Here is a 20,577-nt window from a genome sequence, read left to right as displayed (position 1 = left end):
TGTTACGTGTTCGGTCACTTCTTGCGCTTGGGCAACCGCACCAACTGCGTCTCGGAATACATGTCGTGCCAGCTGCGCTTGCGCTTGTCGAACAGCGCCCAGATGAAGCCCAGCCCCAGGCACAGCCACGAGGCAATCGACACCACGAAGCGCAGCAGTGCCTGCCACAGGCTGATGGCGCTGCCATCGGCGTTCTGCACCCGCACCCCCCACACCTGCATGCCCAGGGTCTGGCCACCGTGGGTCCAGAACTTGGCAAAAAAACCGAACAGCACGAACAGCATGAGGGTGGCGAACAACGGGTCCTGGTCCAGGGCGCCGGCATCGCTCAGCTGGCGCAGGCGCTCTTCGCCGACGATGGCGATCTGGATCATCTTGTACACGCCGCCGGTCACGATCAGCAGTGCCGTGCACAGCAAAAAGTCATAGAACATCGCCGCCAGGCGGCGGCCCAGGCCGACCGGTGGAAAGTCCCCCTGGGGTGTGAGCAAAGGCTTGGACATGCGGGACAGCTCCGAATGACGAAGCCGCCATTCTACGGGCAAAAAAAAGGTTCTTCACGGAATCCCGGGAAAGACAGAAACAAGAACGCCGGTTTGATGGATGATGTTCGTGCGAGCAAACACATCTACAAACCGGCGTTCTTGTGCACGATATTAATACGTTTCTGCCCTTCTGGGAGGGCTTTTCTGTCACTGCGATCAGGCCTGATGGCGATGACCTGCTGATCGACCTGATTCCGCAGCCCACCCGATTCCCCACTTGCAGCGGCTGTCATCAGTCCAGCACCACCATCCACGAATACTGCCAGCGCTCAATCCGTGACCTACCCATTCTTGGCCGTGCAGTGCGGTTGAATGTTGAACTGCGGCGCGTCGGGTGCAGGGCATGCGGCAAGCGAATGGAGTCAGTCCGTTGGCTTGATCGCTATTCGCGGATGACCAAGCGCTTGGCCGAGGCGGTGATCCAGTCTTGCCAAAGACTGCCCACCCTGCACGTCGCCGAGCTGTTTGGTTTGCATTGGGACAGCGTGCGCTTACTGGAGCGACGGGCGCTACAACACGCACTGGAAAATCTACCGAAGGCCCAGCCCAGGCGCTTGGTGATGGATGAGTTCGCTCTGTTCAAAGGGCATCGCTATGCCAGCGTGGTTCTGGATGCTGATACCCGCCGGGTGCTGTGGATTGGCGAGGGGCGTAGCCGAGCTGCTGTCAGACCCTTTTTTGAAGAGCTGGGGCCGGAGGGCTGTGCACGGATCGAAGCAGTGGCAATGGACATGAACACCGCATTTGACCTGGAGGTACGCCAACATTGCCCGCAGGCACGCGTGGTCTATGACCTGTTTCATGTGGTCGCTAAGTATGGGCGAGAGGTAATTGACCGGGTGCGGGTCGATGAGGCCAACCGCTTGCGCCATGACAAACCCGCCCGCAAGGTGATCAAGCAAGCGCGGTGGCTCCTGCTGCGTAATCCAGAAAATCTCAAGCGAGAAGATCAGCAGGTACATCTGCAGGATCTGCTAGCAGCTAACCAATCGCTGATGACGGTTTATCTGATGAAGGCAGAGCTCAAAGCCCTGTGGTCACCCACCACCGCCTGGGGCTGGCGATCAGCCTGGAAGCAGTGGCTACGCCTAGCTGATGAAAGCGCGATACCGGCATTGAAGCAGTTCGCTAAACGCCTGAAGGGATACTGGCGCGGCATCCTGAGTAGGGTGCGGTGGCCGATGCACACGGGTCAGTTGGAAGGTATCAACAACCGGATCAAGGTGATCAAGCGGATGGCTTACGGCTACCGGGACAGCGAGTTCTTTTTCATGAAGATCAAGAATGACTTTCCCGGCAATCCGTGAAGAACCAAAAAAAAGCCCCTGCACTTGGCAGGGGCTTTTTGTCGCATGGCTTAGACAGGTTGAACCTTGTCTGCCTGCAGGCCTTTCTGGCCTTGGACGGCTTCGAAGGTGACCTTCTGGCCTTCTTTCAGGCTCTTGAAGCCGTTGCCTTCGATGGCGCGGAAGTGTACGAACAGGTCTGGACCGCTCTCTGGGGTGATGAAGCCGTAACCTTTTTCGTCATTGAACCACTTGACGGTACCGTTCTGACGCTCAGCCATTGTCTTATTTCCTATGAAGCTTGATTGTGATGACAGTTCTTTCACATCGATATAAAAGTGAAAGATTACTGGGCTGTTTTGCAGGAAGTAAGCGGCGTCGAACGGGTTGTAGCAAATTGCAGCTACTGGCCCAGGTCACGAGCTATTGCGACCCATGCAAACACAGTGCAATGACTCTACGCCAACTGCCGAGCGAAACACAAGCCCTTGCAGCGCAGTAAAAACGGGCTTTTTTCAACCCCCTGAAATTTTGCCGAAAACGGCATGCTGCCTGGCCTGGCGCCCTGTGCAAAAGTTATGAGGCAGGTTCGAAAACGAATATGCAAACCGGCCTGCCTCACGCACTCAGCCGCGATAGTAACGTTGCGCCACGAAAGGCATTTTGCTGACTTTAAGGGCAACTTGCTTGCCGCGCACCACGGCAAAAAGCGAAGTTTCCAGCGCGGCATGTTCACTATCGATATAACCCATTGCTACAGGTGCACCGAGGGTCGGGCCAAAGCCGCCACTGCACACTGCACCCACGGTCTTGCCGTTACTGTCGACAATTTCGGCGCCTTCGCGTACCGGGGTGCGCTCCAGTGGCAGCAGGCCCACGCGCTTGCGTGTTACACCGCCGGCTTGCTGGGCGAATACCTGCTCGGCACCGGGGAAGCCACCGGCACGGGCACCATCGGCACGTCGCACCTTGGAAATCGCCCACAGCAGGCTGGCTTCGATCGGCGTGGTGTCGGTGTTCATGTCGTGGCCGTACAGGCACAGGCCGGCCTCCAGGCGCAGCGAGTCGCGGGCGCCCAGCCCGATGGGCTGCACTTCGGGTTCGGCCAACAGGCGGCGGGCCAGGGCTTCGGCGGCCTTGGCCGGTACCGATATTTCGTAGCCATCTTCACCGGTGTAGCCCGAGCGGCTGACGAAGCAGTCTTCACCCAGCAGTTGCAGCGGGCGGAACTGCATGAAGGTCATGCCGGCCACTTCCGGGGCCAGGCGCTCCAGCACCTTCACTGCCGCCGGGCCTTGCAGGGCCAGCAGGGCGCGTTCCGCGAACAACGGTTGAATCTCGCAGCGATTGCCGATGTGCTGGCGCAGGTGGGCCAGGTCCTGCTCCTTGCAGGCGGCGTTGACCACCAGGAACAGGGTGTCGTCGCCCAGGTTGGCGACCATCAGGTCGTCGAGGATGCCGCCTTGTTCATTGGTGAACATGGCATAGCGCTGCATGCCCACCGGCAGGTCGATGATGTCTACCGGCACCAGGGTTTCCAGTGCAGCGGCGGCGTCGCTGCCGCGCAGGATGATCTGACCCATGTGCGACACATCGAACAGGCCGGCTTGCTCGCGGGTGTGCAGGTGCTCCTTGAGCACGCCCAGCGGGTACTGCACGGGCATGTCAAAGCCTGCGAACGGCACCATGCGCGCGCCCAGTTCCAGGTGCAGGGCGTGCAGCGGGGTCTTTTGCAGTGTTTCGGACATCGGGGACTCCTTGGTTTTTGTTCGGGTCAGCATTCGATGATGTTGACGGCCAGACCGCCGCGGGCGGTCTCCTTGTATTTGCTTTTCATGTCGGCGCCGGTCTGGCGCATGGTGCGGATGACCTTGTCGAGGGACACGAAGTGCTGCCCGTCGCCGCGCAAGGCCATGCGCACCGCATTGATCGCTTTCACCGAGCCCATGGCGTTGCGCTCGATACACGGCACCTGGACCAGCCCGCCGATGGGGTCGCAGGTCAGGCCCAGGTTGTGTTCCATGCCGATTTCGGCGGCGTTTTCCACCTGCTGCACGCTGCCACCCATCACCTCGCACAGGGCCCCGGCGGCCATCGAGCAGGCCACGCCGACCTCGCCCTGGCAGCCCACTTCGGCGCCGCTGATCGAGGCGTTCTCTTTGTAAAGAATGCCGATGGCCGCAGCGGTGAGCAGAAAGCGCACCACCCCGTCCTCGTTGGCACCCGGCACGAAGCGCATGTAGTAGTGCAGCACCGCCGGGACGATGCCGGCCGCACCGTTGGTGGGCGCGGTCACCACTCGCCCGCCGTGGGCGTTTTCCTCGTTCACCGCCAGGGCGTAGAGGTTGACCCAGTCAAGCACCGACAAGGCATCGCGCAGGCTGGCCTCGGGGTGGCGGCTGAGCTGGCGGTACAACGCGGGCGCGCGGCGCTTGACCTTGAGCCCGCCCGGCAATATGCCCTCATGCTGGCAACCGGCTTCGACGCAGTCCTGCATCACCTGCCAGATGCGCAGCAGCCCGGCGCGGGTTTCGGCCTCTGGCCGCCAGGCGGCTTCGTTGGCCAGCATCACCTGGCTGACTGCCAGGTTTTGCGCGGTGCAATGAGCGAGCAGTTGCTTGGCGGTGGTGAACGGGTAGGCCAGTACGGTGCTGTCCTCGACGATACGGTCGTGGCCGGCTGCCTCTTCGTCCACCACAAAGCCGCCGCCCACCGAGTAGTACTCGCGGCTGCGAATCTGCAGGCCGGCGGCGTCGAAAGCGCGGAAGATCATGCCGTTGGCGTGGTAGTCCAGCGGTTTGCGAATCATTGCCAGGTGCTGTTTTTCGATGAACGCAATGCTGTGCTTGCCCAGCAAGTTGATGCGGCCGCTGTCGCGGATGGCCTGCAGGCGCGCGGGGATGCTGTCGGTGTTGATGACGTCGGGGTGTTCGCCTTCAAGGCCCAGCAGCACCGCCTTGTCGCTACCGTGGCCCTTGCCGGTGGCGCCCAGCGAGCCGTACAGCTCGGCCTTGACGCTGGCGGTGTTAGCCAGCAGGCCATCACGGCGCAGGCCTTCGGCGAAGCGGGCGGCGGCGCGCATCGGCCCGACCGTGTGCGAGCTGGAGGGGCCGATGCCGATCTTGAACAGGTCGAAGACGCTCAGGGACATGCTGACCTCCTGCCAGATTTGTGGGCGGATGGTGTGCCCTGTGGGAGCGGGCCCGAAGGCTATCAGTTGTCCTGATAGCTCTCGATCGACGGGCAAGCGCACACCAGGTTGCGGTCGCCGAACACGTTGTCGACACGCCCGACCGGCGGCCAGTACTTGCCTTCGACCAGGCTCGGCAGCGGGTACACCGCCTGCTCGCGGCTGTAGCCATGGGTCCATTCGCCGGCCAGCTCCGCCGCGGTGTGCGGGGCGTTTTTCAGCGGGTTGTCGTCCTTGTCCAGGCTGCCGTTCTCCACTGCGCGGATTTCCTCGCGGATCTGGATCATGGCGGCGCAGAAACGGTCCAGTTCCTCTTTGGACTCGCTCTCGGTCGGTTCGATCATCAGCGTGCCGGCCACCGGGAACGACATGGTCGGGGCGTGGAAGCCAAAGTCGATCAGGCGCTTGGCGACGTCGTCGACGCTGATGCCGCTGGTGTCCTTGAGCGGGCGCAGGTCGAGGATGCACTCGTGGGCCACCAGGCCGTTGCCACCGGTGTACAGCACAGGATAGTGCTCTTCCAGGCGGCGGGCGATGTAGTTGGCGTTGAGGATCGCCATCTGCGAGGCGCGTTTCAGGCCCGCACCACCCATCATGCGAATGTACATCCAGGTGATCGGCAGAATGCTTGCGCTGCCGAACGGCGCCGCGCACACGGCGCCGGCGGTGTTCTCAAGCTGCGCGTGGCCCGGCAGGAACGGCGCCAGGTGCGCCTTGACGCCGATCGGGCCGACGCCCGGGCCGCCACCGCCGTGGGGGATGCAGAAGGTCTTGTGCAGGTTCAGGTGCGACACGTCGCCGCCGAACTTGCCCGGGGCGCAAAGGCCGACCATGGCGTTCATGTTGGCGCCGTCGATGTACACCTGGCCGCCGTTGTCGTGGATGATCGCGCAGATCTCGCCGATGGCTTCCTCGAACACGCCGTGGGTGGACGGGTAGGTGATCATGATCGCCGCCAGGCGCTCGCGGTGCTCGATGGCCTTGGCACGCAGGTCGTCGATGTCGACGTTGCCGCGGGCGTCACAGGCGGTCACCACCACGCGCATGCCGGCCATGTGCGCGGTGGCCGGGTTGGTGCCGTGGGCCGAGGACGGGATCAGGCAGATATCACGGTGGCTGTTGCCACGGCTGCGGTGGTAGGCGCGGATCGCCAGCAGGCCTGCGTACTCGCCTTGGGAGCCGGCGTTGGGTTGCAGCGACACCGCGTCGTAGCCGGTGGCGGCGCAGAGCATGGCCTCCAGCTCGGTGGTCATCTGCAGGTAGCCCTGGCTCTGTGCGGCCGGGGCGAACGGGTGCAGGTTGCCGAACTCGGCCCAGGTCACCGGGATCATCTCGCTGGCGGCGTTGAGCTTCATGGTGCACGAGCCCAGCGGGATCATGGTCCGGTCCAGCGCCAGGTCCTTGTCGGCCAGGCGGCGCAGGTAGCGCATCAGCTCGGTTTCGCTGTGGTAGCGGTTGAACACCGGGTGCTCGAGGATTGCCGACTGGCGCAGCAATGCGGCAGGCAGGCGCACCTGCACGGCGGCGGCGATGGCGGCAAAGCCCGGGGCCTGCTCGGTGAACAGTGCCCACAGCGCCTCGACATCGGCCTGGCTGCTGGTTTCGTCCAGCGACAGGCCCAGGTGTTCGGCGTCGACCTGGCGCAGGTTGATGCCCTGGGCGCGGGCCTTGTCGTGCAGTGCTGCGGTGGCAGCGCCGGTGGCCAGGGTCAGGGTGTCGAAGAACGCGCAGGTGACCACGCTCACGCCGACCTGCTCAAGGCCTGCTGCCAGAATCGCGGTCAGCGCGTGGGTGCGCTCGGCGATGCGCTTGAGGCCGGCCGGGCCGTGGTACACGGCGTACATGCTGGCGATGTTGGCCAGCAGCACCTGGGCGGTGCAGATGTTGCTGGTGGCCTTCTCGCGGCGGATGTGCTGCTCGCGGGTTTGCATGGCCAGGCGCAGGGCGCTCTTGCCGAAGCGGTCGATCGACACCCCCACCAGACGGCCGGGCATGTCGCGCTTGAATGCATCGCGGGTGGCGAAGTAGGCCGCGTGCGGGCCACCGAAGCCCAGTGGCACGCCAAAGCGCTGGGCGCTGCCGATGGCCACGTCGGCATCGAACTCGCCCGGCGGGGTCAGCAGGGTCAGGGCCAGCAGGTCGGCGGCCACGGCCACCAGGGCGCCTGCTGCATGCAGGCGCTGCACCAGCTCGCGGTAGTCGAACACGTCACCGTTGCTGGCCGGGTACTGCAGCAGGGCGCCGAAGAAGGCGCTGGTGTCGCTCAGCTCGCGTTCGTCACCCACCACCACTTCAATGCCCAGCGGTTCGGCGCGGGTGCGCAGCACATCGAGGGTTTGCGGGTGGCAGTGCCGGGAGGCGAAGAAGGCGTGGCTGGCCTTGTTCTTCGACAGGCGCTTGCAGAAGGTCATGGCCTCGGCAGCGGCGGTGGCTTCGTCCAGCAAGGATGCGTTGGCAATCGGCAAGCCGGTGAGGTCGCTGATCAGGGTCTGGAAGTTCAGCAGCGCTTCCAGGCGGCCCTGGGAAATTTCTGGCTGGTACGGGGTGTAGGCGGTGTACCAGGCCGGGTTTTCCAGCAGGTTGCGCAAGATCGGCGCCGGGGTGTGGGTGTTGTAGTAGCCCTGGCCGATGTAGCTCTTGAACAGCTGGTTGTTGCCGGCGATGGCTTTGAGCGCGGCGAGGGCGTCGGCCTCGCTCTGGCCGTCTTCGCTGCCAAGCACGCTGGTGCCCTTGATGCTGTCGGGGATGACCGCGGCGGTCATGGCCTCCAGCGAGTCGAAGCCGAGGGTGGCGAGCATGGCCTGCTCGTCGGCTGCGCGTGGGCCGATATGGCGGGCGATGAATTCATTGGCGGTGCCGAGGTTGATGGTCATGGTTGCACTCCTCAGGCGTCGTCGTTGGCTTTGATCAGGCGGTCGTAGGCGTCCTGGTCGAGCAGGGCGGCGACTTCGCTCATGTCGGCAGGCTTGAAGCGGAAGAACCAGCCTTCACCCAGCGGGTCGTCGTTGACCAGCTCAGGGCTATCGTTCAGGCCATCGTTGACTGCGACCACTTCACCGCTCAGGGGCATGTACACGCCGCTGGCGGCTTTTACCGATTCGACGGTGGAGGCTTCATCGCCCTTGCTGTAGGGCTGCAGCTCCGGCAGTTGCACGTAGACCACATCGCCAAGGGCGTTCTGGGCGTAGGCGGTGATGCCCACGGTGACGCTGCCGTCGGCTTCGACGCGCAGCCATTCGTGATCTTCGGTGAAACGCAACTCGCTCATGGGAAATCCTCGGGAAGCAGGGCGTTGGGCGCGGTGGGTCCGCGCTCTTGGGTTGGGATTCCCTAAGCAATAATGTGGCCATTATTAAAAAGTTCTTATAAATCAATTATTTGAGATTTGCGTGTAACAATTCCTTCGTTCTTTTGGAATGAAATCGTTACGCTTGCGACGCAATGGAAAAACAAAGCGGGATCAAACCCTTGCGCAGGCGCTTGCAAATCGCTGTGTATCGAATTCGATACGATGTATCGATTTCGATACGGCGGCATGGCGCCCCCGCTGCAGGTCAACAGGAGCGCCGGTTGGCCGTTACAGGGCCACGAACAACGGCAGCGCCAGATACAGCTTGATCACGATGGCATTGATGATGTCGATGAAGAACGCACCAACCATCGGCACCACCAGAAAGGCCATCTGCGAAGGCCCGAAGCGCTGGGTCACGGCCTGCATGTTGGCGATGGCGGTCGGCGTGGCGCCGAGCCCGAAGCCGCAGTGCCCGGCGGCCAGTACCGCCGCGTCGTAGTTGCGGCCCATCACCCGGAAGGTCACGAAGATGGCGAACAGGGCCATCACCAGCGTCTGTGCGGCCAGCAGGATGAAGAACGGCAGGGCCAGCGCGGCCAGGTCCCACAGCTTGAGCGACATCAGCGCAATGGCCAGGAACAGTGACAGGCTGACGTTGCCGAGCACCGAGACTTCCCGTTCGAACACGTGGTACGCACCAAACGCGGCCAGGCCGTTACGCAGCATCACGCCGACGAACAATACGCAGACGAACGTCGGCAGCTCCAGCGCAGTGCCCTTGAGCATGCCGTTGAGCAGCGTGCCCAGCAGCAGGCTGACGGCAATCAGGGCCAGGGTCTCGACCAGCGAGAACGAGGTGATCAGCCGTTCGGTGTTCGGCTGCTCGAAGCCCTTTGGCAGTTGCGGCGCCGGCTGATCACAGCCGGGCACCTGGACGCGCTTGATCAGCAGGCGGGCAACAGGCCCACCGATCAGCCCGCCGAGTACCAGGCCGAAGGTTGCCGAGGCCAGGGCCAGTTCCGAGGCCGACGCCAGGCCGAATTTCTCGCTGAAGGTCGCGCTCCACGCGGCCCCGGTGCCGTGGCCGCCAGACAGGGTAATCGAGCCTGCCAGCAGGCCCATCAGCGGGTCCAGCCCCAGTGCCGTGGCCAGGCCGATGCCCATGGCGTTCTGCACCAGCAGCAAGCCTGTGACCACCAACAGGAAAATCACCACCACGCGCCCGCCTTTTTTCAGGCTGGTGAGGTCTGCGCTGAGGCCGATGGTGGCGAAGAACGCCAGCATGAGCGGGGTTTGCAGCGAGGTATCGAATTGCACACGAATATCGAAGCTGCGCAGCGCCAGCAGTACCAGCGCGACCAGAAGCCCGCCGGCGACGGGTTCGGGGATGTTGTAGGCGCGCAGGAAACCAACGCGTGCAACCAGGCTGCGGCCCAGCAGAAGTACCAGGGAGGCAGCGACCAGGGTCCCGTAGAAATCAAGTTCAAGCATCAGGGGGCTCTTTGTTGTATCCGCAGACGGGCACATGCGTGCCCGGCCTGTGTAAGCGAAGGCGCAAGGCCCGGCCTCCCGCCTGGGGAGGGTGAAGAAACGCGGGGGCATTCTAGGGGGGGACTTGCCGACTGGACGATTCAGAAAAATCTGAAAGTGCCGGGCCGGCAGGGCTTTTCTGTTGGCTGGGTAATAGCGATGCGAGGACATGTTGCGGGGGCTGCGAGATCAAGCGCCGCAGGTGCGACGCTCGGCTGCACAGGCGCTGCAAGGCTTTCGCCGGGCAGCGCCTGTCATGGGCCTAGCTTGATGTCTCGAGACGCTTCTCGCTGCGAGGCGCGATGGGTTGATGCCCCTCATCATGCTCGACAATCGGCACTTCATTGCCGGCACTGTCGAACAGCTTGCCGTCGCGGAAGAAGTCCCCTTCATTGAGCCCGGCGATATCCCGGTAACGCAAAGTGCGCTCGCTGGCTGCGGCAAACACCGATTGCTGCTCGGAGTTGCCGGCACGCAGGTGGTTGAACAGCAGGTTGAGCAGAATCGCCATGATCGCCGCCGAGCTGATGCCGGAGTGGAACACCGTCTGCACCCAGGCCGGGAAGTGGTGGTAGAAGGCCGGGGCGGCGATGGGGATCATGCCGAAGCCGATCGAGGTGGCGACGATGATCAGGTTCATGTTGTTGCGATAATCCACCTGCGACAGGGTACGGATGCCGCTGGCGGTGACCGTGCCGAACAGCACCACGCCGGCCCCACCGAGCACCGCGCTGGGCACGGCGGCGATCAGCCGGCCCATCACCGGCAGCAAGCCCAGGGTCACCAGAATCAGGCCGGCGCTGGCCACCACGTAGCGGCTCTTCACCCCGGTGACTGCCACCAGGCCGACGTTCTGCGCGAAGGCACTTTGGGTGAACGAGCCGAACAGCGGGGCCAGGGCACTGGATACCATGTCGGCGCGCAGGCCGTTGCCCAGGCGCTTGGAGTCGACTTCAGTACCGATGATTTCACCCACCGCCAGGATGTCCGCCGAGGTTTCCACCATGGTCACCACGATCACGATCAGCATCGACAGGATGGCCGCCAGCTGGAATTCCGGCGGCCCGAACGGCAGCACGCTGGGGAACGCCACCAGCGGGCCGTCCATCGTTGTCGAAAAGTCGGCCATGCCGAACGCCGTCGCCACCAGGGTGCCGATCACGATCGCCAGCAAAATCGACAAGCGCGACAGGCTGGCGCTGCCCAGCTTGCTCAACAGCAGCACGCAGGCCAGGGTGAAGGCCGCCAGCAGAATGTTGGCGGTGCTGCCAAAGTCTGCAGCCTGGCTGTTGCCGCCCATGGCCCAGCGGGCGCACACCGGCATCAGGGTCAGGCCGATGGTGGTGATGACGATGCCGGTCACCAGCGGCGGAAAGAACGTGATGATGCGCGAGAACAGCGGGGTGATCAGCAAGCCGACCAGCGACGAGACGATCACCGCGCCGAACACCACCGACAGGCCGAGCCTGCCGTCATCGCCGATGATCGCCACCATGGTCGCCACACTGGCGAAGGACACCCCCTGCACCAGCGGCAGGCGGCAGCCGAACCAGGGCAGGCCGAGGGTCTGCAGCAGGGTGGCCAGGCCTCCGGCAAACAGCGAGGCGGCGATCAGCAGGCCGACGTCGGCAGCCGGCAGGCCCACCGCCTGGCCGATGATCAGGGGCACGGCGATCATGCCGCCGTACATGGTCAGTACATGTTGCAGGCCGTAGGCCAGGTTGGCGCCAGCGCCGAGGTTCTCGTCCTCCGGACGCGATGCTGCGGGAGAAGTCATGGTGAGTAGCTCGCTTTTGTTGTTTTGATGCGTCTAACAGCACGGTCTCAGTCGCACTCGGTGAAACGGGCCGCCGCCAGGCAGCGGCCCGGGTGAATCAGTTACCGCTGACCAGTTGGAAGGCCAACTGGTTGTGGCGCTCGAGCACGCGCGGCAGGTCGACGGTGGTGATGCGCCCGTCCTGCACCACCACCCGGCCGTTGATCACGCTGGTGTGAACCTGGGTCGGGGTGCAGAACACCAGAGCCGCCAGCGGGTCATGCAGGCCGCCGGCATAGGCCACATGGCCCAGGTCAAAGGCGACGAAGTCGGCCACCATGCCCGGTGCCAGGGCGCCGATGTCGTTGCGGTTGAGCACCTTGGCGCCGCCAAGGGTGGCAATCTCCAGGGCCTCGCGGGCGGTCATGGCATCGGGGCCGAAGCCGACCCGCTGCAGCAGCAGGGCCTGGCGCACTTCGCCGATCATGCTGGCGCCGTCGTTGGAGGCCGAGCCGTCCACGCCCAGGCCTACCGGCACGCCGTGGTCGCGCATCTTGCGTACCGGGGCGATGCCCGAGGCCAGGCGCATGTTCGAGCACGGGCAGTGGGCGACGCCGGTGCCGGTGCGGGCGAAAAGCTCGATGCCATGCTGGTCGAGCTGCACGCAGTGGGCGTGCCATACGTCGTGGCCGACCCAGCCCAGGTCTTCGGCGTACTCGGCCGGGGTCATGCCGAACTTCTCGCGGCTGTAGGCAATGTCGTTGACGTTTTCGGCCAGGTGGGTGTGCAGCGACACACCGTACTGTCGGGCCAGCACCGCGGCTTCGCGCATCAGGTCGCGGCTGACCGAAAACGGCGAGCAGGGCGCCACCACCACACGCAGCATCGAGCCGTGGCTGGCGTCGTGGTAGTCCTCGATCAGGCGTTGCGACTCTTTGAGAATGTCGCTCTCTTTCTCGACTACCGAGTCCGGCGGCAGGCCGCCCTGGCTCTGGCCAACGCTCATGCTGCCGCGGGCGGCATGGAAGCGCATGCCGATTTCCCCGGCGGCGTGGATGCTGTCGTCGAGCTTGCAGCCGTTGGGGTAGATGTACAGGTGGTCGCTGGAGGTGGTGCAGCCGGACAGGATCAGCTCGGCCATGGCGGTCTGGGTCGATACCGCGATCATTTCCGGGGTCAGCCGCGCCCAGATCGGGTACAGGTTGGTCAGCCAGTTGAACAGCTCGCCGTCCTGGGCTGCCGGCACCACGCGGGTGAGGCTCTGGTACATGTGGTGGTGGGTGTTGACCAGGCCCGGGATGACCACCTTGCCGGCCATGTCCAGCACCACGTCGGCGTGTTGCGGCAGGCTGTCGCTGGGGCCGACCTGCTTGATGATGTTGTCTTCGATGTACAGGCCGCCCTGGCGGATTTCACGGCGTTCGCCGTCCATCGTCACCAGCAGTTCGGCGTTCTTGACCAGGAGAGTCTTGGGCATGGGTGTTCCTCGCCCCCAGGGGGCTGATTGTGAGCTCGATGTCGTGCAGGCGCCGGGCGCGTGCGTGGGCAGCGGGTGCGATCAGTGGTGCGGCGGGCGGGGCCGGCCGAAGGGGGGCGTACAGCGGGATGGGCGATCGCGGGATATGACTTGCAGAGGGGCTCGCGCCGGGGCGAGCAGATGTGGGCATTGCATGGCTTGAGCCTGTCGCAATACGCAGCGGCGAGTGCCGATGTCGTAGGCGAGGGCTTTATGTAATCAGGATTTTCCTGTTTTGTATACAACAGGCCGTCACATCCGGGCAGTCTGATGCGCTACCTGTAGGAGCGGCGCCCCGGCCGTTCCTACAAGCCCTTGGCACCAATCCCGTACTTGCGCAGGCGCTGGGCGATGGCGGTGTGCGAGGTTTGCAACCTGCCGGCCAGTTGGCGGGTGGACGGGTAGCTGGCATACAGCCGCTGCAGCAGCTCGCGCTCGAAATCCCCCACCGCCTGCTCCAGGCTGGCCACCTCGCCATCCTGCCCGCGCGCCACCGAGGTGCCGGCAATGTCCAGATCGCCGATATCCACCAGGTTGCCCTCGCAAATGGCCGCAGCGCGGAAGATCACGTTCTGCAGCTGGCGCACGTTGCCCGGCCAGGGGTTGGCCAGCAGCGCCGAGTGGGTGGCCGGGGTCAGCCGGCAGGCCGGGCGCTGGATCTGCGTGCAGGCCTGCTGCATGAAGTAGTGCGCCAGCATCAGGATGTCCTGGCCACGGTCGCGCAGCGGCGGCACTTGCAGGTTGAGCACGTTCAGGCGGTAGAACAGGTCTTCGCGGAAGGTGCCCTCGGCGACCATGCGCTCGAGGTCGCGGTGGGTGGCGCTGATGATGCGCACATCCACCTTTACCTCACGGTCGCCGCCCACCCGGCGGAAGCTGCCGTCACTGAGAAATCGCAGCAGCTTGGCTTGCAGGTAGGGCGACATCTCGCCGATTTCGTCGAGAAACACCGTGCCCTGGTTGGCCAGCTCCATCAGCCCCGGTTTGCCGCCCCGTTGCGCGCCGGTGAAGGCCCCGGGGGCGTAGCCGAACAGCTCGCTCTCGGCCAGGCTCTCGGGCAGCGCGGCGCAGTTCAGGGCCAGGAACGGCGCCCCCTGGCGGCTGCTGATGGCATGGCAGGCGCGGGCCACCAGCTCTTTGCCGGTGCCGGTTTCGCCGTGCACCAGCAGCGGTGCATCCAGTGCTGCCACACGCAGGGCGCGGGCCTTGAGGGTGCGAATGGCCGGGGAGTCGCCGAGCAGGGCGTCGAAGCCCTCGGCGTGGTCGTGGTGCAGGGCCGACAGGCGCTCGCCCATGCGGTTGGGCGGGTACAGGGTGAGCAGGCCGCCGGCGTGGGTGATGGGGGTGGCGTCCAGCAGCAGGCTCTGGCCGTTGAGCTGCATTTCGCGCATGGGCAGGTGGAAGTTGTTGTCTTGCAGCGCCTGCAACAGACCGGGGTCGCCGAACAGCTCGCCCACCGAGCGCCCGGCCGACTCGCGCCCGCACAGGGCAATCAGCGCGGGGTTGGCCAGCAGCACCTTGCCGGCGCTGTCCACTGCCAGCACCGGGTCGCTCATGGCCGCCAGCAGGGCGTCGAGCTGCAGATGGCGGCGCTGCCCGGGGAGGATGTCGACCACCTCCACCGACTGCACGCCGTGCACCTCGAACAGCGCGTCGTGGAGCTCTTCGAGCACGGCGGGGCTGAGGGTGGGGGCGTCGATGTAGACGTTAGGCGGGACCATCTCCACGGCATCGAGGTTGAGGTTGCGGGCACCGAGCAGGGCCAGGACTTCCTGGGTTATGCCGACGCGGTCGATGAAGCTTACGTGGATGCGCATGGAGTTCGAACAGAAGGCAATGGAGTTCGGCAGTATGCCTCGAGTCCGCTGTCAGGCCCAAGATCAGTGGTGGCTTCTTCGCGGGCAAGCCCGCTCCCACAGGCTCCCCACCGTTTCAGATTCGGTGGAGTACCTGTGGGAGCGGGCTTGCCCGCGAAGTCTTCACTCCAGGTGTTCCGGCTTGATCGGGTCGCCGGACTTCACATCCAGCTTCTGGCGAATGTCCTCGAACATGTAGTCGTACAGCTTGTGCGGCGAACCGAGGTTTTCGAACTTCTTCGGTGCCGGCAGGTAAGACTGGGCCTTGCGGCTCAGCAGCATCAGAAAGCTCGGCAGCACCTGGTCCTTGGCCAGGAAGAACTTTTCGTCGACGTTCTTGCCCTCGATGCTGCCGTGCATGCGGAACTGGATACCGCGGCCTTCCCTGGGGTCCGACGTGGCTTCGTACTCGATGTTCAGGTCGTAGCTGTGGTCGTTGCTGTTCAGCGCGGTGCGCTCGATGTGTACATGACCGGGTTGGTACTGGGCCATGGTGGTTCCTCCGGAAGGTTGAAAACGGCCGGTGCCTGGCACCGGCCAACTGCATTCAACGGTAGCTGATACCCGGCTTGGCGGTGGACACCCGGGTGCCGGCGGTGCCCTTGACGATCTCCTCGATGTTTTCCAGCGAGCTGATCACCGCCACCTTGCCGGTGTGCCGGGCGAAGTCGCAGGCGGCCTGCACCTTCGGCCCCATGGAGCCGGCGGCAAAGCCCAGGCGTTCGAGCTCGTCGGGGTGGGCCTGGGCAATGGCTTTTTGCGTGGGCTTGCCCCAGTCAATGTAGGCAGCATCGACATCGGTGGCGATTATCAGAAGGTCGGCTTCCAGTTGCTCGGCCAGCAGCGCCGAGCACAAATCTTTGTCGATCACCGCCTCGATGCCCTTGAGCTTGCGGTTCTCGTCGTACAGGGTCGGGATGCCGCCGCCACCTGCGCAGATCACGATGCTGCTTTTTTCCAGCAGCCACTTGATCGGGCGGATTTCGAAGATGCGCTTGGGTTTCGGGCTGGCCACCACGCGGCGGTACTTGTCGCCGTCAGGCTTGACCACCCAGCCTTTCTCCTTGGCCAGGCGTTCGGCTTCCTCTTTGCTGTACACCGGGCCGATGAACTTGGTCGGGTCTTTGAACGCAGGGTCGTTGGCGTCCACTTCCACCTGGGTCAGCAGGGTGGCGAAGGGCACCTCGAAGTCCAGCAGGTTACCCAGCTCCTGCTCGATCATGTAGCCGATCATGCCTTCGGTCTCGGCGCCCAGCACGTCCAGCGGGTAGGCTTCGTCGGGCTTGTAGGCCATGCCCTGGAGCGACAGCAGGCCGACCTGCGGGCCGTTGCCGTGGGCGATGACCAGCTCGTTGCCAGGGTGGATCTTGGCGATCTGTTCGGTGGCGGTGCGGATATTGGCGCGCTGGTTGCCGGCAGTCATCGGCTCGCCGCGGCGCAGCAGGGCGTTGCCGCCCAAAGCAACAACGATACGCATGGGGAATGTCCTTCAGAAAAGTGTTCAAGGGGCGGGCAAGACCCCTGTGGGAGCGGGCTTGCCCGCGAAGAGGCCAGATCAGGCAGCATCGCTGATGCGGCTGACGCATTCGCGGGCAAGCCCGCTCCCACAGGGACGGTGCAGCCTTCCGGGGAGCGGGCGAGGCGTTACAGATCAGCCAGCGTCGACACCAAGATCGCCTTGATCGTGTGCATGCGGTTTTCCGCCTGCTCGAAGGCGATGCAGGCCGGCGACTCGAACACGTCGTCGGTCACCTCGATGCCGTTGGCCAGGTCTGGGTACTGTTCGGCGATCTGCTTGCCGACCTTGGTCTCGGAGTTGTGGAACGCCGGCAGGCAATGCATGAACTTGGTCCGCGGGTTGCCGCTGGCCTTCATCAGCTCCTTGTTCACCTGGTAGGGCTTGAGCAGCTTGATGCGCTCGCCCCAGGCTTCGATCGGCTCGCCCATCGACACCCACACGTCGGTGTGAATGAAATCAACGCCCTTGACCGCGGCCTTGGCGTCGTCGGTCAGGGTGATGCGTGCGCCGCTTTCTTCGGCGTACTTCTGGCAGCGTTGCACCAGGTCGTCATGGGGCCACAGGTCCTTGGGCGCGGCGATGCGCACGTCCATGCCCAGCTTGGCGCCGATCAGCAGCAGCGAGTTGCCCATGTTGTTGCGCGCATCGCCCAGGTAGGCGTAGCTGATGTCGTGCAGCGGCTTGTCGCTGTGCTCGCGCATGGTCAGCACGTCGGCGATCATCTGGGTCGGGTGGTACTCGTCGGTCAGGCCGTTGAACACCGGCACCCCGGCGAACTTGGCCAGCTCCTCGACGATCTCCTGCTTGAAGCCACGGTACTCGATGGCGTCGTACATGCGCCCGAGCACGCGGGCGGTGTCCTTCATGCTTTCCTTGTGGCCGATCTGCGAGGAGTTGGGGTCGATGTAGGTGACGTTGGCGCCCTGGTCGTAGGCGGCCACTTCGAAGGCGCAGCGGGTGCGGGTGGAGGTTTTTTCGAAAATCAGGGCGATGTTGTTGCCCTTCAGGTGCTGCTGCTCGGTGCCGGTGTACTTGGCGCGCTTGAGGTCGCGGGACAGGTCCAGCAGGTACTTCAGCTCGCGGGTGCTGTGGTGTTCGAGGCTGAGCAGGTTGCGGTTGTGGATGTTGAACGCCATGACGGTTCTCCTTGAGTTCGGTGATGTGCCCGGCCAGCGCCTCGTGGGCGTGGCCGGGTGCAATGGTCGTTAGTAATCGATGGGGTCGCGCACGATCGGGCAGGTCATGCAGTGGCCGCCGCCACGGCCCCGGCCCAGTTCGCCGGCGCTGATGGTGATGACCTCGATCCCGGCCTTGCGCAGCAGGGTGTTGGTGTAGGTGTTGCGGTCGTAGCCGATAACCACGCCAGGCTCCAGGGCCACCACGTTGTTGCCGTCATCCCACTGTTCGCGCTCGGCGGCAAAGCTGTTGCCGCCGGTCTCGACCACCCGCAGCTTGACCCCCAGTTGCTCGCCCACCACCTCGATGAACGACTTGTTGATGCGGCGCACGTCCATGCCGTAGGGCTTGCTTTCGTCCGGGCGGATGATGAACGGCACGATCTCTTTCACCACCTCGGGGAAGACCGTCACCAGGTCGCGGTCGCAGAAGCTGAACACGGTGTCCAGGTGCATCGCCGCGCGGGATTTGGGCAGGCCGGCGACGATCACTTCCTTCACCGCGCCCTTGGCGAACAGGTTCTGCGCCAGTTGGCCGATGGCCTGGCGCGAGCTGCGCTCGCCCATGCCGATCAGCACGATGCCGTTGCCGATCGGCATCACGTCACCGCCTTCGAGGGTGGCGTTGCCGTGCTCCTTGTCCGGGTCGCCGTACCACACCTGGAAGTCGGCGTTGGTGAACTGCGGGTGGAACTTGTAGATGGCGGTTGCCAGCAGGGTTTCCTGGCGGCGCGCCGGCCAGTACATCGGGTTGAGCGTGACGCCGCCGTAGATCCAGCAGGTGGTGTCGCGGGTGAACTGGGTGTTGGGCAGCGGCGGCAGGATGAAGCTTGAGTGGCCCAGGTAGTCGTTGTACATCTTGACCACTTCGGCGCCTTCGCTCTGCGGCAGGTCCTGGCCGGCCACGCCGCCAATCAGGAACTCGGCCAGGTGACGCGGTTCGAGGCCCTCGAGCCAGCTGCGCACCTCGTTGGTCAGGCCCACGCCGACGGTGTCGGGGGTGATCTTGCGGTCGAGGATCCAGGCCAGGGCTTCCTTGTTCTGCACGATGTCGGTCAGCAGGTTGTGCATTTCCAGCACATCCACGCCGCGCTCGCGCATCTTGGTGACGAAGTCGAAGTGGTCGCGCTTGGCCTGGTCAACCCAGATCACGTCGTCGAACAGCAGCTCGTCGCAGTTGCTCGGGGTCAGGCGCTTGTGCGCGAGGCCTGGGGCGCACACCATCACTTTGCGCAGTTTGCCGGCTTCGGAGTGGACGCCGTATTTCTGTTTTTCAGTGGTCATGGTCTATTCCTCCAGTAAGGCGAAACGTGGGGTCAGAGGGTCAGGAAGCCGTCGTACAGGCCAAAGGCTGCCACCAGGGCACCGACGACCACGGCTGCGAAGATCAGTTTTTCCACGTTGGTGAAGATCGGTTGGCCCACCTCGCGCTTGGCCTTGGCGAACAGGATCGCGCCAGGGGCATACAGCAGGGCCGAGAGCAGCAGGTATTTCACGCCACCGGCGTACAGCAGCCAGATTGCGTACAACAGGGCGATGCCGCCGATGATCAGGTCCTTCTTGCGCTCGGCCAGGGCCTGTTCATAGGTTTCGCTGCGCCAGGCCAGCAGGAAGGCGTAGGCCGCCGACCACAGGTAGGGCACCAGGATCATCGAGGTGGCGAGGTAGATCAGCGACAGGTAGGTGCTGTTGCTGAACAGGGTGATCACCAGGAACACCTGCACCATGGCGTTGGTCAGCCACAGGGCGTTGGCCGGCACATGGTTGGCGTTCTCGCGGCGCAGGAACTCCGGCATGGTGTGGTCCTTGGCTGCGGCGAACATGATCTCGGCGCACAGCAGCACCCACGACAGCAGCGCCCCCAGCAGCGAGATGATCAGGCCGACGCTGATCAGCACCGCGCCCCAGTGGCCGACCACATGCTCGAGCACCGCAGCCATCGACGGGTTCTGCAGCTTGGCCAGCTCCGGCTGGGTCATGATGCCCAGCGACAGCACGTTGACCAGCACCAGGAACAGCAGCACGGTGACGAAGCCGATGACCGTGGCCTTGCCCACGTCGGAGCGTTTTTCCGCCCGTGACGAGAAGATGCTCGCGCCCTCGATGCCGATGAACACCCACACGGTGACCAGCATCATGTTGCGCACCTGGTTCATCACGCTGCCCAGCTCCGGCGTCCCCAGCGCCCAGACATCGGCGGTGAAGATGTCGAGCTTGAAGGCGAACAGGCAGATCAGCGCGAACAGTGCCAGCGGCACCACCTTGGCCACGGTGGTCACCAGGTTGATGAACGCCGCCTCCTTGATGCCGCGCAGCACCAGAAAGTGCACTGCCCACAGCAGCACCGAGGCGCCGATCACTGCCGCCGGCGTATTGCCCTCGCCGAACACCGGGAAGAAGTAGCCCAGGGTGCTGAACAGCAGCACGAAGTAGCCGACGTTGCCCAGCCAGGCGCTGATCCAGTAGCCCCAGGCCGACGAGAAGCCCATGTAGTCGCCAAAGCCGGCCTTGGCGTAGGCGTACACCCCGCCGTCGAGGTCAGGCTTGCGGTTGGCCAGGGTCTGGAACACGAACGCCAGGGTGAGCATGCCCACCGCGGTGATGGCCCAGCCGATCAGCACCGCCCCCACGCCTGCACTGGCGGCCATGTTCTGCGGCAGTGAAAAGATACCGCCGCCAATCATCGAACCCACGACAAGTGCAACAAGCGCACCCAGTTTGAGTTTTCCGGGAGAATCAGACATTTATCGACTCCATGCCAGGAGAAAGTTGACATCAGGATAAATCTGACGCCTTTGCCATTCGCTGATTTGGATCAGTTCATGCCCACGTGAAGGTGAGGAAAAATCCTTCGCGTGGCTCCTGGAGGATACCGACAGCTGTGCTGCAGGCCCTTTGCGCTGGCACCTCCA

At 64.2% G+C, this 20,577-nt stretch carries 16 protein-coding genes; 1 reads left to right on the top strand and 15 read right to left on the bottom strand.

Annotation, left to right across the window (positions count from 1 at the left end; translation table 11 throughout):
- Positions 1-14 precede the first annotated feature (14 nt).
- Entirely contained in the window at positions 15-503 is a 489-nt protein-coding gene (locus tag KSS93_RS24335; RefSeq protein WP_217886324.1) for an RDD family protein, read from the bottom strand.
- 143 nt (positions 504-646) lie between these two features.
- On the opposite strand from KSS93_RS24335, the gene KSS93_RS24330 reads away from it, so the two are divergent.
- Positions 647-1,852, top strand: coding sequence for an ISL3 family transposase (locus KSS93_RS24330; protein ID WP_217886287.1), 1,206 nt, complete (start codon positions 647-649; stop codon positions 1,850-1,852).
- A gap of 50 nt (positions 1,853-1,902) precedes the next feature.
- On the opposite strand, the gene KSS93_RS24325 is transcribed toward KSS93_RS24330, so the two are convergent.
- The 14 genes from KSS93_RS24325 to arcD all read right to left on the bottom strand — a co-directional run bounded on the left by KSS93_RS24325 (position 1,903) and on the right by arcD (position 20,409).
- Entirely contained in the window at positions 1,903-2,112 is a 210-nt protein-coding gene (locus tag KSS93_RS24325) for a cold-shock protein (protein ID WP_217840126.1), read from the bottom strand.
- A gap of 345 nt (positions 2,113-2,457) precedes the next feature.
- Positions 2,458-3,579, bottom strand: a complete 1,122-nt coding sequence (gcvT, locus tag KSS93_RS24320) for a glycine cleavage system aminomethyltransferase GcvT (RefSeq protein ID WP_217886323.1) — start codon at positions 3,577-3,579, stop codon at positions 2,458-2,460.
- Positions 3,580-3,605: 26 nt separating this feature from the next.
- Positions 3,606-4,982 (bottom strand): L-serine ammonia-lyase, encoded by a 1,377-nt coding sequence (locus tag KSS93_RS24315; RefSeq protein ID WP_217886322.1) that lies wholly within the window; start codon positions 4,980-4,982, stop codon positions 3,606-3,608.
- 62 nt (positions 4,983-5,044) lie between these two features.
- A complete protein-coding gene (gene gcvP / locus KSS93_RS24310) occupies positions 5,045-7,894 on the bottom strand; it encodes an aminomethyl-transferring glycine dehydrogenase (protein ID WP_217886321.1) in 2,850 nt (949 codons plus the stop codon).
- 11 nt (positions 7,895-7,905) lie between these two features.
- Positions 7,906-8,289: a glycine cleavage system protein GcvH gene (gene gcvH, locus KSS93_RS24305; RefSeq protein WP_217886320.1), complete on the bottom strand. Its 384-nt coding sequence runs from the start codon at positions 8,287-8,289 to the stop codon at positions 7,906-7,908.
- A gap of 309 nt (positions 8,290-8,598) precedes the next feature.
- A complete protein-coding gene (gene gltS, locus KSS93_RS24300) occupies positions 8,599-9,804 on the bottom strand; it encodes a sodium/glutamate symporter (RefSeq protein WP_217886319.1) in 1,206 nt (401 codons plus the stop codon).
- 301 nt (positions 9,805-10,105) lie between these two features.
- Positions 10,106-11,620 (bottom strand): nucleobase:cation symporter-2 family protein, encoded by a 1,515-nt coding sequence (locus KSS93_RS24295; protein ID WP_217886318.1) that lies wholly within the window; start codon positions 11,618-11,620, stop codon positions 10,106-10,108.
- 97 nt (positions 11,621-11,717) lie between these two features.
- Positions 11,718-13,076: an 8-oxoguanine deaminase gene (locus KSS93_RS24290; RefSeq protein WP_217886317.1), complete on the bottom strand. Its 1,359-nt coding sequence runs from the start codon at positions 13,074-13,076 to the stop codon at positions 11,718-11,720.
- A gap of 344 nt (positions 13,077-13,420) precedes the next feature.
- Positions 13,421-14,932 carry a transcriptional regulator GcsR gene (gene gcsR, locus KSS93_RS24285; RefSeq protein ID WP_217886316.1) on the bottom strand — a complete coding sequence of 504 codons (1,512 nt, stop codon included), beginning with the start codon at positions 14,930-14,932 and terminating at the stop codon, positions 13,421-13,423.
- 162 nt (positions 14,933-15,094) lie between these two features.
- Positions 15,095-15,463 carry a DUF5064 family protein gene (locus tag KSS93_RS24280; protein WP_217840117.1) on the bottom strand — a complete coding sequence of 123 codons (369 nt, stop codon included), beginning with the start codon at positions 15,461-15,463 and terminating at the stop codon, positions 15,095-15,097.
- A 55-nt stretch (positions 15,464-15,518) separates the two neighbouring features.
- A complete protein-coding gene (arcC, locus tag KSS93_RS24275) occupies positions 15,519-16,448 on the bottom strand; it encodes a carbamate kinase (protein WP_217886315.1) in 930 nt (309 codons plus the stop codon).
- Between the two features lie 167 nt (positions 16,449-16,615).
- Entirely contained in the window at positions 16,616-17,626 is a 1,011-nt protein-coding gene (locus KSS93_RS24270; RefSeq protein ID WP_217840115.1) for an ornithine carbamoyltransferase, read from the bottom strand.
- A 69-nt stretch (positions 17,627-17,695) separates the two neighbouring features.
- A complete protein-coding gene (arcA, locus tag KSS93_RS24265) occupies positions 17,696-18,949 on the bottom strand; it encodes an arginine deiminase (protein WP_217840114.1) in 1,254 nt (417 codons plus the stop codon).
- 32 nt (positions 18,950-18,981) lie between these two features.
- Complete coding sequence (gene arcD / locus KSS93_RS24260; RefSeq protein ID WP_217886314.1) at positions 18,982-20,409, bottom strand: arginine-ornithine antiporter; 1,428 nt, start codon at positions 20,407-20,409, stop codon at positions 18,982-18,984.
- Positions 20,410-20,577: the final 168 nt, after the last annotated feature.

Origin of the sequence: Pseudomonas xanthosomatis, from assembly GCF_019139835.1 — a bacterium.
Taxonomy (GTDB): domain Bacteria; phylum Pseudomonadota; class Gammaproteobacteria; order Pseudomonadales; family Pseudomonadaceae; genus Aquipseudomonas; species Aquipseudomonas fakonensis.
The sequence above is the reverse complement of the archived record's forward strand: the minus strand, read 5'-3'. Positions and strand labels throughout refer to the sequence as shown.